Here is a 16,733-nt window from a genome sequence, read left to right on the forward strand (position 1 = left end):
AATGCGTTAAAAACAACTTTGGGTGTTTCCAAATGGAGAAGAAAATCTTTCGTGGGCCATACTCAAGAAAGTTCATTTGAGTGAACAAATTTTTTTCAATAATGAAAAGCGCGTCTATTTATAAAAATGAATCGGATGGTTGTCATGATAGTCAGTAAGCCAAAGATCTGTTAAGTGTTCAAAAAGAAGGTTTAGCTAAAGTCACCTGCGTCTATAGCTAAACGATTCAATGTTATGTAAAATAAATAGAAGGGGAGGGGAATAAAATGAATAGGAAGAATAAAATATTTTTTACTTTATCTAAAATGTGTGAGACTGTGACCCTAACTGACATCGAACAGGGTTTCTCCGGCTATGAAACAACAGAGATTGCGGAACAAGCCTCGGTTGATCGGAGTAACACGAGTCGTGATTTGAATAGCTTAGTCAGTGAGAAAACGGTAATCAAAATTAAAGGACGACCTGTGCGCTATTTTACCGTGAAACAATTGCAAGCATTGTATGGAGAGGATCAAGTTATTGATCACCAGCTGAGCAGTTTAAATTTAACGGTCTCGACACAGACTGAATCAGAACTTGAAAAAAAATACATGACCTTTTCTCGAATGATTGGCAATGATCGCAGTCTCTCTTTACCGATAAAGCAAGCACAGGCTGGGATTATTTATCCGCCAAACGGGTTACATATTTTGTTGTCAGGACCTAGTGGATCGGGGAAATCCAGCTTTGCAGAGGCCACTTATACATACGCAGTTGAGCACAAAATGATTAACAGAAAGGCCTCATTTGTTACCTTCAACTGTGCTGAATACTCAGATAATCCTCAGCTGCTGCTGGGTCAATTGTTTGGTTATGTCAAAGGAGCCTATACTGGAGCACAGGAGGATAAAGCGGGAATTATCGATAAAGCAAGCGGCGGAGTTTTGTTTTTAGATGAGGTACATCGCTTACCGCCGCAGGGACAAGAAATTCTTTTCACGCTGCTGGATAAGGGTGTTTACAATCGGTTAGGCGATACCAGCCCTCCAATTAAGGCCGCAGTCAGGATTATTTGTGCAACGACTGAGGACACCGAGTCTACGCTTCTTCGAACATTTTTACGACGAATTCCCCTCTCGATCCATCTTCCTGCATTAAAGGAGCGGTCAATCAAAGAAAAGTTCCAGTTAATCAAAGCGTTTTTTAATTCTGAATCGAAGGTTTTAGAAAAGGACATCTATGTAGCAAAGGATGTTATTCAAGGACTTTTATTATATGAAGCAAAGGGCAATGTTGGCCAGCTGAAGGCTGATATTCAGCTAATGTGTGCCCGTGCTTATCTAGACTATTCCATTCAAGACAGAAAGCATTTGGAAGTAGAGTTTTCTGACATTCCCCAATATATTCAAGAAGGTACACTTGATCACAAGGATTATCGGGAGCCGCTGCATGCGATTTTTCGTGATCATTCCTCGGATTATTTTATTTTTTCAGGCAAAAACAGCAGGAATAAGCTTCAAGACTACTCTGTCAATCAGCATTTGTATCAACAGATGAAAAATCTATATCTGAAAAGTGAGGATAAGAAAAAGGATCGGCAGCGAACAATCGAAGAGATTACGTTGTTTATTGACGATTATGCTGAATTTTTAAATGAGAAATACCAGTTGAATGAAATCGATATTGGCAATGATGAATTATATAAATTGGTTAGTAAAAAAATTTATCACGCAGTGTACCATGCCCTAAAAGCAGCAGAAAATCGGTTAGCCAAGGAATTTGATCGCAAAGTCTATGTCTCGCTAACACTGCACATTAGTTCATTGTTAGAGCGTGTGTCTAACGGTACCAGCTTAGACACGGCTCCTGCTGAATTGCGAGAAATTTTAAGTCAAGACCCTCAAATCTATGCAACTGCGACGATGGTCAAGGAAATGCTGGAGGAGTATTTGTCGGTCAAAATTCCCGAAGAGGAAATGATTTTTTTGACAGCTTTTCTAGCAAGTGATTATGAGGAAAAACGACTCAATGGGAAAGTCGCGATTCTGATTTTATGTCATGGGAATGGAACGGCCAAATACATGGCACAGACGGTTAATCAGCTGCTGAACATTGATTATGTTCATGGAATGGACATGGACCTAAACGAATCGGTTAAATCATTTTTTGAAAAGGTGGTTAGTAAAGCTAAGGAGATCAATGAAGGTAAGGGAATTTTGATTTTTGCGGACATGGGCTCCTTGCTGGCTTTTCCTAAGATGATTACCCGAGCGACCAGTATTCCGACAAAGTGTATTGAGATTTATGGCACACCGTTAATTTTAGAAGCAGCCAGAAAAAGTGCGGTTAATCCAGTAGATGTAGCAGCACTAAAAAATAGTGTTAGTCGCTTTCTTCCCTTCGTTGGCGAATCTGTTGGCAGCGAAACAGAAGAGGAGCTTTTCCATGAGAAAAGAACCAAGATTGTAACTACTTGTATCAGTGGAGTGGGCACCGCAAAGCGGATCTGCAAAATCATTGAAGACTATTTGTTGAAGAATAATTATCTGGGAATTCAAGTGATTTCTCACGATAATCGAATCAAGGCTGAGGAATATGAAACGGAATACTCAAGTGAAGTGCTGGCAGTAGTGGGGACGGTTGATTTGGCTTTACCAGCTGTACCGTATATTCCGGTAGATGAATTGATTATCGGCAATGGCTTCTCAAGGCTGGAAGCTATTGTAAATAAATCGCATGTTTCGGAACCTAAGAGAGAGCTTCCCAATTATATGGTTCGCGATTTCTTAACGGATTATCTGGATTTTTTAGACCCGCAAAAGGCCTATGATGTATTATGCAGTGTCTTTGAACTGCTGAAGGATCTTGTGCCGGCTGAGCTGGAAAGTCACAAAAAAATTAATTTCATTTTGCATACAAGCTGTATGATTGAACGGTTGATTTTGAATGAGCCCTTCTCCTTTGCTGAAGCAACGTCTTCAGAAGAATTAAGCTCAGAGCTGTTCCACCGAGTAAAGCAAGCATTGCAGCTGATTGAAGACGCCTTTCCGCTTCAGATTCCCGAAGCCGAGGTTCGTTTGATCATGGGAATTTTTGACACAGATTAACACAGAAAAAGAAGCGATATAACTAGTGTGTTTTAGAAAAGGCTTTTCCTAAAGGGGAAAAGCCTTTTCTTTTTTTGGCACAGCGCTTGCTTATATAAAAGTAGAGAGAGGAAAGGAGCGAACGAGTTGAATAGTTGGATTTTCGTCGTCAGTCATGGACGGTTATGTGAAGCAATTGTAGAAAGTACAGAGATGATTTATGGAAAAATCGAAAAGATAAAAACGTTCCCTTTATTGAAGGAGGTGGCTCCGGAAGACTATCTGGATACAATTGAACAGCAATTAAAGGAGGTAGACGGACCAGTCATTTTTTTAGCGGATTTGTATGGTGGGACACCCGCAAATGTTTCTAGTGTTTTAATCAAAAAGTATGGCTGTATAGGATTTACCGGTGCAAATATTCCATTGTTGATTACATTATTGGAGGCTCGAGGACAAGGAATGGAGGAAGCGGAGCTTTCGGCGATCTGTAAAACAAATTATGAACAAAATTTTTGTGTACTGCAGGAAAAACTGTTGAGAAGGTAGGAAGCTGTTAAAAAGGGGGAAAGTTGAAATGGATATCAAGCTAATTAGAATGGATTACCGCTTAATACATGGACAAGTCGTTACCAAATGGGTAAAGCAAATGATGATTAATCGAATCATTATTGTAAATGACGAGCTGGCTAGCAATGATTTTTTAGCTGAGGTTTATGAAATGGCTGCACCAGCTGGCATCAAGGTCGATATTTATGGGGTGAACGAAATTTGTCAAAAACAAGCGGATGGGACACTGGGTGATGGAAATGTATTGCTGCTGCTAAAGGATGTTGGGACAGCCTTGGAGTTAGCGAAGCTGGGATTTCCACTAAAAGAAATTCAAATTGGCGGATTAGGGGGCAAACGAGGAGGCACAACCATCTTACCAGGCATTTCCTTTAGCAAGGAGGATGTCGCTGTTTTAGAAGAATTAAAGAAAAGAGAGCTGGTTATCTATCTGAATGTCTTGCCTTCAGAGCCAACGATGTCGTTAGAAAAAGCCTTAGAAAAATTCTACAGTTAAACAGGAGGATGAGTGATGGATAAGATTATTTTCGTTGCCTTAGTTTGTGCAACTTTACAATTTTTAGCATTTTCAGAATTAGGCTACACCTTCTCAGAAATTATTACAACACCAATTCTTTCTGGAATTATTGTAGGTTTTATCATGGGAGATACCAGCAAAGGATTGCTGATTGGAGCGCAAATCCAGCTGATGTATATCGGTATGATTTATCCAGGAGGCATTGTACCTGCAGATGGCGGATTGGCGGCATTGATTGCGATCCCTATCGCGATTCAAAATGGACTAGAGCCTGGTGCTGCTGTGGCCATTGGTATTCCTTTTGGAGTTATCGGCGGTTTGTTGTATGAAGTGAAGAAAACCATCAATATTTTTGGTATTCACAAGCTGGATGACATGATTGAGAAAAATCCAGCACAAATGGTTCGAAAATATCAACTGATTTTCCCAGTGGCCGTCGCCTTTTTGCTCTCCTTCCCGATTGTGCTGCTGGCTGTAGCAACTGGACCAACGATCATTGGAAAAATTATTACAGCCATTCCAGAATGGGTTATGCATGGGATGGAAGTGGCTGGGGGGATTTTGCCGGCCTTAGGGTTTGCAATTGCTATTTCCGTTATTATGAAACGTAAATATATGCCATTATTTTTCATTGCCTTCTTTTTGGTACAGTACTTTGAACTGAATGCAATGGGTGCGTCTATCTTTGGTGCGTGTGTCGCGATTTTCATTTTCTTAAATACCAACAAAAACGAAACGGTGGCGAATGAATCTTAGGAGGACAACATGGATAAAAAAGAGATTAAACTGACTAAACAAGATTTGAATAAAAGCTTTTTCCGCTACTATACCTTTGCGGAGCTGGGCAGCAACTATGAACGTATGCAGGCCGTGCCTTTTGCTTCTAGTATCAGCTATTGCATTGAAAAATTATATCCGGAAAGAGATGAACAGGTGGAGGCAATCGAGCGGCATCTGCAATTTTTCAATACAGAAGCGACGTTTGGCGGAATGATTTTAGGCGTAATTATCTCAATGGAGGAACAAAAGGCCAACGGTGTGACTATTCCTAGTGAAACCATTACCAGCTTGAAGACTGGTTTAATGGGACCGATTGCTGGAATTGGCGATACTCTGATTTGGGGTACGTTGAAAACGGTCGTTCTTTCAATGGCTTTAACCTTGGCGCTTCAGGGAAATGTGTTAAGTGGGGTAATTGTTTTCTTATTCCCAATTGCCGGCTACCTGATCTGTAACCGTCTATTCAGCTTAGGCTACAATTTGGGAACAAAATCAATTAACAAAGTGTTAAAGGATGGACTGATTAATCAGTTGATTGATGCTTCTTCAGCTATGGGATTATTTATGATGGGTGCTTTGTCAGCAAGCTATATCACCTTTGAGATCATTACTGAAATCAAGGTGAAGAATACGGATCCGATTGTGATCCAAAACGTTTTGGATGAGATTGTTCCAGGCCTGCTGCCTTTACTGGCAATCTTTTCAGTGTATTTCTATTTGAAGAAAAAAGACAATTACATTGCGATTGTGGTCGCAATTCTGATTTTTTCACTAATCGGATCCTATTTCAACATCTTATAAAAAGGGAGAGAAAGCGATGGAGGCTGTAACAATCAAGAAAGAAGCCGAGCAGGTTATTGAACAGGCGGAGGAAGAGCTGTTAGCGATTAGCCGTTACATTCACGAGAATCCTGAACTAGCTTTTACAGAATTCAAGGCCCAAAAGGTATTAACGGATTTTTTGGCAAAGCATGGCTTTAGTAAGATCGAAAAAGGTGTTTCAGAGATGGAAACTTCCTTTGTTGCAGAGTGCTGTCCAACAGGTGTGAAGGAACCAGTCATTGCGATTTGCGGTGAATACGATGCATTGCCGATTGGGCATGCCTGTGGGCACAACTTAATTGCGGTTTCCTCAATCGGCTCTGCACTAGCGGTAAAAGAAGTAATGGAAAAGCACGAGCTTGAAGGAACCCTGCGCTTGGTGGGCTGCCCAGCTGAAGAATCTGGTGGCGGAAAAATCATCCACATTGCCCATGGCGTGTTTGATGATGTCGCTATTGCCTTGTTAATGCATCCGACCTCTGGGGTTTCAAGAATTGCCGGTAAGTGTAAGTCTGAATTCGAGTTGGACGTCACCTTCACAGGGAAAACAGCCCATGCGGAAGCTCATCCCGAGGACGGAATTAATGCACTAGATGCCATGACCCTATTTTTTAACGCGATTGGTTTAGTACGGCAGCAGCTGCCGAAAGAAATCGGAGTCAGCTACTTTCTGCAGGAGGGTGGAATCTCAGAATGCTTGATTCCTGAGCAAACAACTACAAAATGTTTGATTACCAGCTTTGGTTCCTTGGCACTGACAAACGCTGTTGAAAAAATTAAGCGCTGTGCGGAGGGAGCGGCCATTGCTACTGGCTGCACCTGCAGCATTAATGAAATGCCCGGTTATTTAGGAAGAATTGACAATGACGTTCTTGAAAAAGTCGGCAAGCAAAATATGGCTCTGCTAGGTGAACCGGTGATGGCTGGAGCACCAGCTGATAATGGTGCCACAGACTTTGGCAATGTTCAGCGGATTGTTCCTGGATTGAATCCTTACATTTCTTTATTAACCGAGGAAAAAATTTCCAACCATACGGAACAGTTCAAGCAACTGGCTATCTCCAAACGCTCTGAATATGTGGGGATTTTTTCAAGCAAGCTGTTGGCTTATTGTGCGATTGACTGCTTGCTGGATCCACAGCTGATTGAGGATGCTTGGGCGGAACTGAGAGAACGGCAGCAATCACCGGAATTCTAAAGTGAGACTGCTTCGCGAACACGTTCTAGCTTGATTCATCCATTCAAAAAAAGAGTACACATCCATTTAGGTGTTTTCCCGCTTTCTTGACAAAAATAAAATAACCTGTAGCATAACCTATGAAAGCGTGACCTGGGGATGGTGGTGTGAGTTGCTTAGAATAAAAAAGATTTTTAACAACAATGTAGTGCTGGTGATTGATACCAAAGGGTTAGAGCGCATTCTGATTGGGCGAGGCATTGCCTTTCGCAAAAAGGTCGGCGAGACCATCCAAAAGGATAAGATTGAAAAGACCTTTGTGGTGGATTCTCCGAATGTGACGGATCGCTTTGTTCAGCTTATTGAAGAGGTGCCGGTGAACCGATTAGAGATGGTTACGGTGATTATCAAGAATGCTGAAGTTGAGTTGAAGAAGAATTTCGACGGCAATACCTACATCGGCTTGGCGGATCACATTAATTATGCCGTTAATCGCTTCCGTAAGGGGGAGACCATTCGCAATGCATTGCTGCTGGAGATCAAGAAATTTTATCCGAAGGAGTACGCAGCGGGATTGCAGGCACTGGAAACCATTGCTTATTATGAAGGCATTGAGCTGAATGAAGACGAGGTTGGTTTTATTGCGCTGCACTTTATCAACGGTGGATTAGGGAATGATACGACTCAGACTTTATTGACGGCTGAGACGCTGCAAAAAATTGTTTTGATCGTGGAGGATTGCTTGGGCATTCAGCTGGATATGGATTCTTTGAATTATATTCGCTTTGTGACCCACTTGAAATTCTTCATCCAACGTGTCATAATAAATGAACCAAGACGAGAAGCGGTACCCGAGATGTTCGATCAGGTGGTACAGTTTTATCCGAAGGCTACAGAGAGCGTCGGGATTATTAAGAGCTATCTGCAGGACAAATTACATTGTCAGATCTACCCGGAGGAAGAAATGTATTTAATTCTACATGTCCAACGGCTAATTAAATAAACGGGATTGTAACTGATAAAGCAGGCAACACCCAAGCAAGAGATGTACAGCGTCTCTTGTTTGAGTGTTGCCTTTTTTGATACCCCAAAAAAGAAAGGAAGAGGCAGGATGGAAAAGTATCAAGAGCTGGTAACGTTCATTTTGAAAAATGTAGGAGGCAAGGATAACGTACTAAGTGTGACGCACTGTATGACTCGACTGCGTTTTACCTTGAAGGATGATTCGCTGGTCAAAAAGGAAGAAATCGTTCAATCACCGGATGTGATGAGTGCACAATTTGCCAGTGGGCGTTTCCAAGTCGTCATTGGAACGCACGTAGCAGAAGTTTTTCAGGTGGTTCAGGAGAATTTGAATGGCAATGCAACAGCTGCGGTGGCAGAAGAAAAGAAAGGGATGCTTAGTACTTTAGTTGATACGATTACCAAAGTGATCACACCGGTTCTGGGCATTTTGACTGCTTCTGGTTTGCTGCAGGGGATTTTGGCTTTGCTGACGGCTACTCAGGTGTTGTCTGTAACCGATGGTGCCTACATCATACTGCATGCGATGGGGCAAGCAGTGTTCTACTTTTTACCAGTTACCTTAGGTTATACCAGTGCCAAGGCGTTCAAAATGAATCCCTTTGTCGGCATGATGCTGGGGGCGACATTGATTATTCCAGAATTGATGACTGGCTTATCGGATGGCAATGTTTTGTATACGTTGTTTAAGGGTACGTTGTTCCAAACACCGGTTTACAATACCTTTTTTGGTATTCCGATTCTGTTCCCGGCTACTGGCTATCAATATACCGTCATTCCGATTATCTTCATCGTCTATGTTGGTTCAAAGGTGGAAAAATGGTTAAAGAAGGTTGTGCCCGCTGTAATTGCTCATAATGTGAATTCTTTTTTGACGATTTTAATTACCGTTCCTTTAGCAATTTTAATTGTTGGACCAATTACCAATGTACTTAGCTCATTAATCAGTGCTGGAGTGTCAGGCTTGTATGACATCTCACCAATCGTGACTTCCTTGGTCGTTGCATTACTGTATCAACCGTTAGTCATCTTCGGTTTGCACTGGCCAATTTCAGCGATTGGGATTACCAACCTGGCACAATCAGGAGTGGACTACATTTTCCCAATGTCCTTTACTGCCAACTTTGCGCAAACAGCTGTGGTGCTGGCAGTGTTCCTGCGAACACGCTCGAAGGATCAAAAAGCCTTAGCAATCCCAGCGATGGTATCGGGTCTGTTTTGTATTATTGAGCCGGCCATTTATGGATTCAGTCTGCCAGTGAAGAAACGCTTTGCCTTTTCAATGATCGGTGGGGCAGTAGGTTCCTTGATTTTGGCTTTTTCCGCTACGAAAATGTATGCTATGTCCTTTGGTATTTTAGGGTTTGCTGCTTTTATTAATCCTGAAACTGGCAGCATGAATGGCTTAATTATGGCAATTATCGCAACGATTGCGACCTCAGTAGTGGCCTTTGTGTTAACCTACATGACCTTCAAAAAAGAAGATGATGTGGTGGATGAGCCGAAGAAGGAATTAGTAAAAACGGAAGTAATTGTGGCTCCGGTCACTGGTGAATTAAAACCTATCGAAAGCTCCGCTGACGAAACGTTTGCTTCAAAAGCCTTAGGCAATGGCATCGTAATTGTGCCGAAAAATGGCGAAATCATCTCACCGGTAAATGGTACGATCGAAACTGTTTTTCCCAGCGGACACGCAATCGGAATCGTCAGCGATACGGGAATCGAAATCTTAATTCATATTGGAATTGATACCGTCGAATTGGAAGGGGAAGGCTTTAAACCACTAGTGAAGAAAGGCCAAACCGTCGTTCAAGGTGAAAAAATTCTTGAGGTAGATTTAGAAAAAATCAAAGCAGCTGGTTATTCGGTAGAATCGCTGATTGCTGTAACGAATACCGATCAGTTTTTAGATGTAATGAGTGAACAGGCTGGCAACATCAAAGCTGGAGAGAAAATTTTGACGGTGATTCCTTTTAACAATCAAACGGAATTCAACAACTTAGCGGAGGTAAATTAAATGCGAGAAAAAATATGGGGCGTATTAGCCGGCGGTGCTTTAGGAGATGCATTGGGCATGCCCACCGAGTGCTGGTCACAGCAAAAAATCCGCCAACAATTTCCTAATGGTGTCACAGAGCTAGTTGCCTCCAACGAAAATGATGTCTTTGGCCGTAAACTGGCAGCTGGAGCAATCACGGATGATACCATCAATGTCCTGATGATTCTATCGATGATTAAGAAGAACAAAGGCCGTATTCAGGTGGCCGACTATGTGGCAGAATTACGGGAATGGAATGATAACTCGCCTGTCTCAGCTTTTGTTTCTGGACCGTCGACCTTGAAGGCTCTGGACAAAATTGCTCAGGGGGTGCCTATTGAAGAAACGGGAGTAACTGGTACAACCAATGGCGCCTCTATGAAGATTGCTCCCATCGGCTTAATCAGCGATTACCGCAAGCTTCCCGAGCTGATAAAAAATGTCGCAGAAATCTGCCTGCCAACCCACAACACAAAAATTGCTATTGCAGGTGCCAGCGCTGTCGCGGCCGCAGTAAGCTATACTGTTCGTGGCGGTCAATCGATCGAAGCAATTTGGCAGCTTGCTCTTGCCGCAATCGATGCTGCCAAAGAGTATGGTCATGATTTTCCAGCCGCTTCCCTGGCCTTCCGCATGAAGCAGGCTCGAAAAATTCTGCAAGAAGAATCCGATGAATCGATCATTCTGCAACGCTTGTACGAAGAAATTGGGACTGGAATGGAAACAATCGAGACGATCCCCAGCACTTTTGCAATCGTTGAGTTAGCAGCTGGTAATCCATTGAAGGCAGCACAATTAAGTGCTTCAGTCGGCTGGGATACGGATACTATTGGCGCCATCAGTGCTGCAATTTGCGGCGGTATGCAGCCAGATTTGCCTAAAGAAATGATCCGTCAAATCGAAGAGGTCAATGAACTGGATTTTGAACAGCTGGCTGACGAGCTTTTGCCGTTTGTTAGGTAAAATAGCGAGTAATTTTGAAGTATTCTGCTGATACTTTTGCTGATAAATCTCCTTTTTTTACTTCTAAATTAATCAACATCGGGAACTGTTTTTTGTGAACAAACCTTCATAAAACGCTTGCAACCAGTTTTTGAATGTTGTATAGTAAAGGCAAATCAAATGGATAGTTACTGGTAAAGCAGGCTACACCTTTCTTATGCGTATACAAAATGCGTGTATTGAGGTGTAGCTTTTTTTAATAGATACAAGGGGGTGGGGGGCGTCTTGAAGATCAAAAAAATCTTAAATAATAATGCTGTTTTGGTCGGAAAAGATGGGAAAGACTTTATTTGGATTGGTGCTGGTTTAGGCTTTCAAAAAAAGCCCGGACAGGAAGCAGATGAAACGAAGATTGAGAAAATTTTTGTGCTTCACCAAAAGAAAAATTCGGAACGATTTTTAACGATCATGGAATCAATACCCATTAAGTATGTGTCACTGGCTGATGATATCATCTCCTTGGCTAAAAAGGAATTGGTTCACGAACTAAGTGAAACGTTGTATGTCTCCTTAACCGATCATTTGTATAATTTGGTTAAGCTGCACGATCAGGGAATGCTGATCCACAACCGATTATCTTGGGAGATTAAAAAGTTTTATCCAAAGGAATTTGAGGTTAGTAAAACCGCTCTGCAAATGATTGAGGAACGCTGCAATTTAAGTCTGCCGGAAGAGGAAGCTGGAAATATCGCACTGCATTTGATTAATGCACAGCTGACTGATGAACTTAACCCGCCACAAGACGTTCGCTTAATTGCCCGAAAGATTCGTGATATTATTACGCTTATTCGTATATCCAACAAAATCAAAATCAATGAAGATTCGCTAGCATTTGATCGATTTGTGACCCATCTGCGTTTTTTCTTTCAGCGGTTGGAAAATCATTCAAAGGATCAAAAAGAGAACCCTTTGCTGAATCATGTGAAGGAGCAATATGTTCAAGCTTACGAAACAATGCTTTTAGTAGAGGAATATTTACACGTTCATTTAAGCGATGATGAAAAATTATATTTGTCGCTGCATATTCAAAAGTTAATAGAGAACGATTAAGGTTGTTACTGGTAAAGCAGGCAAGACTAATGAAGACTTCTTATTTGAGAAGTATTTATTTGTCTTGCTTTTTTTAATGCAAAAAATAAGGAGAGGGATTTTAAAATGGCTTATCAAGAATTGGTACAAGAAATTTTACAGGAAGTTGGCGGGAAAGAAAATATTTTGGGTTTAACTCACTGTATTACTCGCCTACGCTTCAATTTGAAGGATGAGAGCAAAGCGAATACAGAAAAACTGAAGAAAACTAAAGGAGTAGTAACCGTTGTACAAGGTGGCGGGCAATACCAGGTTGTGATTGGCAATCACGTCCCGGAGGTGTATCAAGAATTTGTTGATTATGCGGGGTTATCCGGAGGAGAAACAAAAGTAAAAGAAGAGAAAAAGGGACCATTAGATACCTTTATCGATATTATTTCAGGTATTTTTACTCCAGTACTAGGATTGTTGGCAGCAACGGGAATGATCAAAGGGTTGAATGTCTTGTTCGTATCGTTAGGTTGGATTTCGAACACATCAGGTACCTATGCTATTTTGCAGGCTGCGGGAGATTGTTTTTTCTACTTCTTTCCTATTTTCCTGGGATATACAGCAGCCAAAAAATTCGGACTGAAGCCTTTTATTGGTATGGCGATCGGAGCTTCCTTAGTTTACCCAGCATTAGCTGGTCTGACACAAGGAGTTGAGCCGCTTTATACCTTATTCGCAGGAACCATTATTGAGTCGCCGGTTTATGTTACCTTTTTAGGAATTCCGGTTATTTTAATGAGCTACAGCTCCAGTGTGATTCCAATTGTAATCTCGACTTTCTTTGGAGCGAAGCTGGAAAAATTTGTTACGAAGATTATGCCAAGTGTGTTGCGTAGTTTCTTGGTTCCTTTTTTGACTGTATTAATCATGGTGCCGTTAACCTTTATCGTAATTGGTCCAATTGCAACTTGGGTTGGGAATATTTTAGGGGCGTTTGTGTTAGCGATCTATACCTTCAATCCGATTATTGCTGGGGTTGCGGTAGGAGCAGTGTGGCAGGTGCTGGTAATGTTTGGTCTTCACTGGGGAATTATACCGATCGCCATCAACAATATTGGGGTTTTAGGCTATGATCCAGTAATGGTTTTAGGACAATCGACAGCCTTTGCAACTGCTGGTGCGGTACTTGCAGTTATCATCAAATCAAGAAATAACTCCGTTCGAGCAATTGGTATCCCGGCGTTTATTTCCAGTTTGTTTGGTGTTTCCGAGCCTTCGTTGTACGGGATCACCCTGCCTCGTAAGAAACCGTTCATTGCAACGTTGATTTCCGCATCAGTTGGCGGATTGATTATGGGAATTTTTGGGACCAAGTCGTACATTATGGGTGGTATGGGAATCTTCAGTCTTCCAAATTACATTAATCCTGAAACTGGGATCGGCAGTGGTTTTTATGGTTATGTGATTGCCATTATTGTCGCTTTTGTCTTGTCATTTGTCCTAACCATGACCTTCTTCTATGATCCAGCTGAAGATCGAGAAGAAGCTAAAAATGCTGAAGAAGTCCCGGATGCTGTTGCCGTTCAAAACAAACAATTGATGACAGAAATAGAGTTTGATTTGCCGGTTAACGGGAAGGTAATTCCTCTTAGCGAAATTCAAGATACGGCCTTTTCACAAGGCTTGTTAGGAAAAGGAATTGCCGTGCAGCCTTCTGAGGGGAAAGTGTATGCCCCATTTGATGGAACGGTAGAAGTATTGTTTCCGACGAATCACGCGATCGGTTTGAAGTCTATTGACGGTGTAGAGGTATTGGTTCATGTAGGAATGGACACGGTCAATTTGGAAGGAAAATATTTCCAAGCGGAAGTTTCTCAAGGCGATAGCATAAAAAAAGGAGACCTGCTGCTTACCTTTGACCCGCAAGAAATTCAGGAAGCAGGCTTTGCCACTGAGACACCAATTGTGGTAACAAATACTAGAGATTACTTAGAGGTGTTGGGAGAAGTTGCTGAGAAAAGGATAAAAATAATTAATTAAGATAACTTAGCTGATGTTTCCACCAGCTAAGCCTGTCATAAAAGAGCGGAGGAAGAAAATGCGTGCAGTAATGTTAATGTTTGATACATTAGCTAGGGATTTTTTATCAACCAATGGAAATGAGTGGATTCATACCCCTAACTTTGATCGACTACGAGAAAAAACGATTTGTTTTGATAACTTTTATGGAGGAAGCATGCCTTGCATGCCAGCAAGAAGAGAGCTGCACACGGGTCGTTACAATTTTATGCATCGCATGTGGGGACAGTTGGAGGCTTTTGATTATTCAGTTTTTGATGTACTGCAAAAAAATGGAATTTATTGTCATTTGGTCACCGATCATTCCCATTATTTTGAAGATGGCGGGGCGACCTATCACAATCGTTATTCTACTTGGGAAGGTTTTCGCGGACAGGAAGGGGATCGCTGGTTGCCAAGGAAATTGGGCGAGAAGCATGGACCTTTAAATCCTTTGAATAAGCAAGGAGTGTCTGTTGAACAACACTTTGCTAACCGGACCAGACAGATAACGGAAGAAGAAATGTCCAGTGTCCAAACGATCAAAGCGGGCCTGGAATTTCTGGAGACTTATCAGGAGGAAGACAATTGGTTCCTGCAAATTGAATGCTTTGATCCTCATGAACCTTTTTATGTACCTGATAAGTATCGAAAGCTTTATGCTGACAAGCCGCAAGAGGCACCTTATTTTTGGCCTAAATATGGACGGGTAACGGAAGAGGTTTCCGATAATGATTTAATTGAGCTGCAAAAAGAGTATGCAGCATTGATTTCCATGTGTGACCATCATTTAGGAAAAGTGCTTAACTTTATGGAAGAGCATCAAATGTGGGAGGACACTCTAATTATTGTAAATACCGATCATGGCTTTTTACTGGGAGAACACGATTGGTTGGGAAAAAATGTCGCACCGATGTATGAAGAGATCATCCACCTGCCTTTCTTTATCAGTTATCCTAACAGTCAAGCAGGGACAAGCACACAGGTGCTTAGTCAAACCATTGATATTCCAGCCACATTGCTAGATTATTTTAGCATTGAGAATACGTTTGACATGGACGGGAAATCTTTGCTTCCTATTGTAAGAAATGAAGCCCAAGAACTGCATGATTGGATTATCTTTGGAACGAATGGCGGACACGTCAGTGTTTCTGACGGACGTTATGTGTATATGCGAGCATCGGTACGACAGGACAATGGTCCAGTGACCATTCAGACCTTAGATTATTCTCAATTAAGAGGTTTTTTACCAAAGAAAGCCTTGGACACAATGTGCTTGAAACCGGGCAATCGTTTTACGAATCAATATCCGTATACTGAGATTGAGACGTCAACCTATATTGATTCCTATTCGATAGGGCATCTTTTGTTTGATCTAACAGAAGATCCAAAACAGGAAAAGCCACTGCAGGACCAAAAGCTGGAGGAATCAATGATAGAGAAGCTGGCAAACATGATGCAAAAAATTGATGCACCTCACAGTGAATATGTTCGTTTAGGCTTGGAAGGTTATTACTTAGCCAATGAGTAACTAGGATGAAAAAGGAGGAAACGATTATGAAGCATATCTCTGTGTTGATCAAACCAGCCTCCTCCTTGTGTAATTTACGCTGCAAGTATTGTTTCTATGCCAATGTCAGCTCAATTCGAGAGGTCCGCTCCTATGGTAAGATGAAGGAAGAAACGATGCGAAAAATGATCGAACAAATTTTTGTAGATTTGGAGGATGGTGATCATTTAACCTTGGCCTTTCAAGGGGGCGAACCGACCTTGGCCGGTTTGACATATTATCGGCAGCTTGTTTCTTATGTTCAGGCACAGGAGAAGCGAGTAGTGATACATTATGCCATTCAGACAAATGGTATAATGCTTAATGACCAGTGGTGCCAATTCTTACAGCAAAATAAATTTTTAGTCGGATTATCAATCGATGGCAGTTCTTATCACCACAATTTAAATCGGGTGGATACAAAAAGACAAGGAACCTTCCAGCGTGTGCTCGCAACGAAGCAGCGTTTAGATGCCTATGGGGTAGAGTATAATATTTTGTGTGTGTTGACTAATCAGCTGGCGAAGGATTGTGACAAAGTTTTTCAATTCATCAAAGAGAACCAGATCCACTACATGCAATTTATTCCTTGCTTGGAGGATTTAGATGCTAAAGCTAGAAGTAATTATGGACTGACTCCGAAAACCTTTGCGACCTTCTATCAGCAGTTGATAAACTTGTGGCTGTCGGAGCTTGAACAGGGAAATTATATCAGTATTAAATTGTTTGATGATCTAATTCAGTTGTTAGTGACTAATCAAGTCACGGCCTGCGGTATCTTAGGCAATTGCCAGGTGCAGTATGTGATTGAAGCGGATGGAAGTGTTTATCCCTGCGATTTCTATGTTTTGGACGAGTATCGCATGGGCTATATACAGGAACAAACGTTGCGGGAATTGTTTGAGCAGGATGCTTCTCGGAAATTTCTTTGTGAAAAACGAGACCTGTCGGATACCTGTCAAGCTTGCCCATTTTTGAATACGTGTCGTGGTGGGTGCAAGCGAATGAAGGATGCTGTTTATGTAGATGAGACAGGTTTTTGTGGTTATCAGCAGGTGCTTCAGGTATTTCTGCCTAAGATCAATAGAATTATGGAAGCTATACATCAGTAA

At 41.7% G+C, this 16,733-nt stretch carries 13 protein-coding genes; all 13 read left to right on the forward strand.

Annotated features, from left to right (window positions below):
• Nucleotides 1–266: 266 nt before the first annotated feature.
• Nucleotides 267–3,086, forward strand: coding sequence for a sigma 54-interacting transcriptional regulator (locus tag IGI46_RS04465; RefSeq protein ID WP_429962251.1), 2,820 nt, complete (start codon nucleotides 267–269; stop codon nucleotides 3,084–3,086).
• 126 nt (nucleotides 3,087–3,212) lie between these two features.
• Nucleotides 3,213–3,614, forward strand: coding sequence for a PTS sugar transporter subunit IIA (locus IGI46_RS04470; protein ID WP_429962252.1), 402 nt, complete (start codon nucleotides 3,213–3,215; stop codon nucleotides 3,612–3,614).
• A 28-nt stretch (nucleotides 3,615–3,642) separates the two neighbouring features.
• Complete coding sequence (locus IGI46_RS04475; protein WP_429972975.1) at nucleotides 3,643–4,131, forward strand: PTS system mannose/fructose/N-acetylgalactosamine-transporter subunit IIB; 489 nt, start codon at nucleotides 3,643–3,645, stop codon at nucleotides 4,129–4,131.
• Between the two features lie 15 nt (nucleotides 4,132–4,146).
• Complete coding sequence (locus IGI46_RS04480) at nucleotides 4,147–4,908, forward strand: PTS mannose/fructose/sorbose/N-acetylgalactosamine transporter subunit IIC (protein WP_207703278.1); 762 nt, start codon at nucleotides 4,147–4,149, stop codon at nucleotides 4,906–4,908.
• Nucleotides 4,909–4,917: 9 nt separating this feature from the next.
• Complete coding sequence (locus IGI46_RS04485) at nucleotides 4,918–5,733, forward strand: PTS system mannose/fructose/sorbose family transporter subunit IID (protein ID WP_207703277.1); 816 nt, start codon at nucleotides 4,918–4,920, stop codon at nucleotides 5,731–5,733.
• A gap of 16 nt (nucleotides 5,734–5,749) precedes the next feature.
• Nucleotides 5,750–6,952 (forward strand): M20 family metallopeptidase, encoded by a 1,203-nt coding sequence (locus IGI46_RS04490; protein WP_429972976.1) that lies wholly within the window; start codon nucleotides 5,750–5,752, stop codon nucleotides 6,950–6,952.
• 151 nt (nucleotides 6,953–7,103) lie between these two features.
• A complete protein-coding gene (locus tag IGI46_RS04495; RefSeq protein ID WP_429972977.1) occupies nucleotides 7,104–7,934 on the forward strand; it encodes a PRD domain-containing protein in 831 nt (276 codons plus the stop codon).
• A gap of 108 nt (nucleotides 7,935–8,042) precedes the next feature.
• Entirely contained in the window at nucleotides 8,043–9,971 is a 1,929-nt protein-coding gene (locus IGI46_RS04500) for a beta-glucoside-specific PTS transporter subunit IIABC (protein ID WP_429972978.1), read from the forward strand.
• The gene (locus IGI46_RS04505; protein WP_429972979.1) at nucleotides 9,972–10,955 is read left to right on the forward strand and encodes an ADP-ribosylglycohydrolase family protein; all 984 of its coding nucleotides are present in this window, start codon (nucleotides 9,972–9,974) and stop codon (nucleotides 10,953–10,955) included.
• Between the two features lie 264 nt (nucleotides 10,956–11,219).
• Nucleotides 11,220–12,044 carry a PRD domain-containing protein gene (locus IGI46_RS04510; protein WP_429972980.1) on the forward strand — a complete coding sequence of 275 codons (825 nt, stop codon included), beginning with the start codon at nucleotides 11,220–11,222 and terminating at the stop codon, nucleotides 12,042–12,044.
• Between the two features lie 105 nt (nucleotides 12,045–12,149).
• Nucleotides 12,150–14,054 carry a beta-glucoside-specific PTS transporter subunit IIABC gene (locus IGI46_RS04515; RefSeq protein ID WP_429972981.1) on the forward strand — a complete coding sequence of 635 codons (1,905 nt, stop codon included), beginning with the start codon at nucleotides 12,150–12,152 and terminating at the stop codon, nucleotides 14,052–14,054.
• 58 nt (nucleotides 14,055–14,112) lie between these two features.
• Entirely contained in the window at nucleotides 14,113–15,603 is a 1,491-nt protein-coding gene (locus tag IGI46_RS04520) for a sulfatase-like hydrolase/transferase (protein ID WP_429972982.1), read from the forward strand.
• A gap of 26 nt (nucleotides 15,604–15,629) precedes the next feature.
• Nucleotides 15,630–16,733: an SPASM domain-containing protein gene (locus IGI46_RS04525; RefSeq protein ID WP_429972983.1), complete on the forward strand. Its 1,104-nt coding sequence runs from the start codon at nucleotides 15,630–15,632 to the stop codon at nucleotides 16,731–16,733.

Origin of the sequence: Enterococcus sp. AZ163, from assembly GCF_050498925.1 — a bacterium.
Taxonomy (GTDB): domain Bacteria; phylum Bacillota; class Bacilli; order Lactobacillales; family Enterococcaceae; genus Enterococcus_A; species Enterococcus_A ferrettii.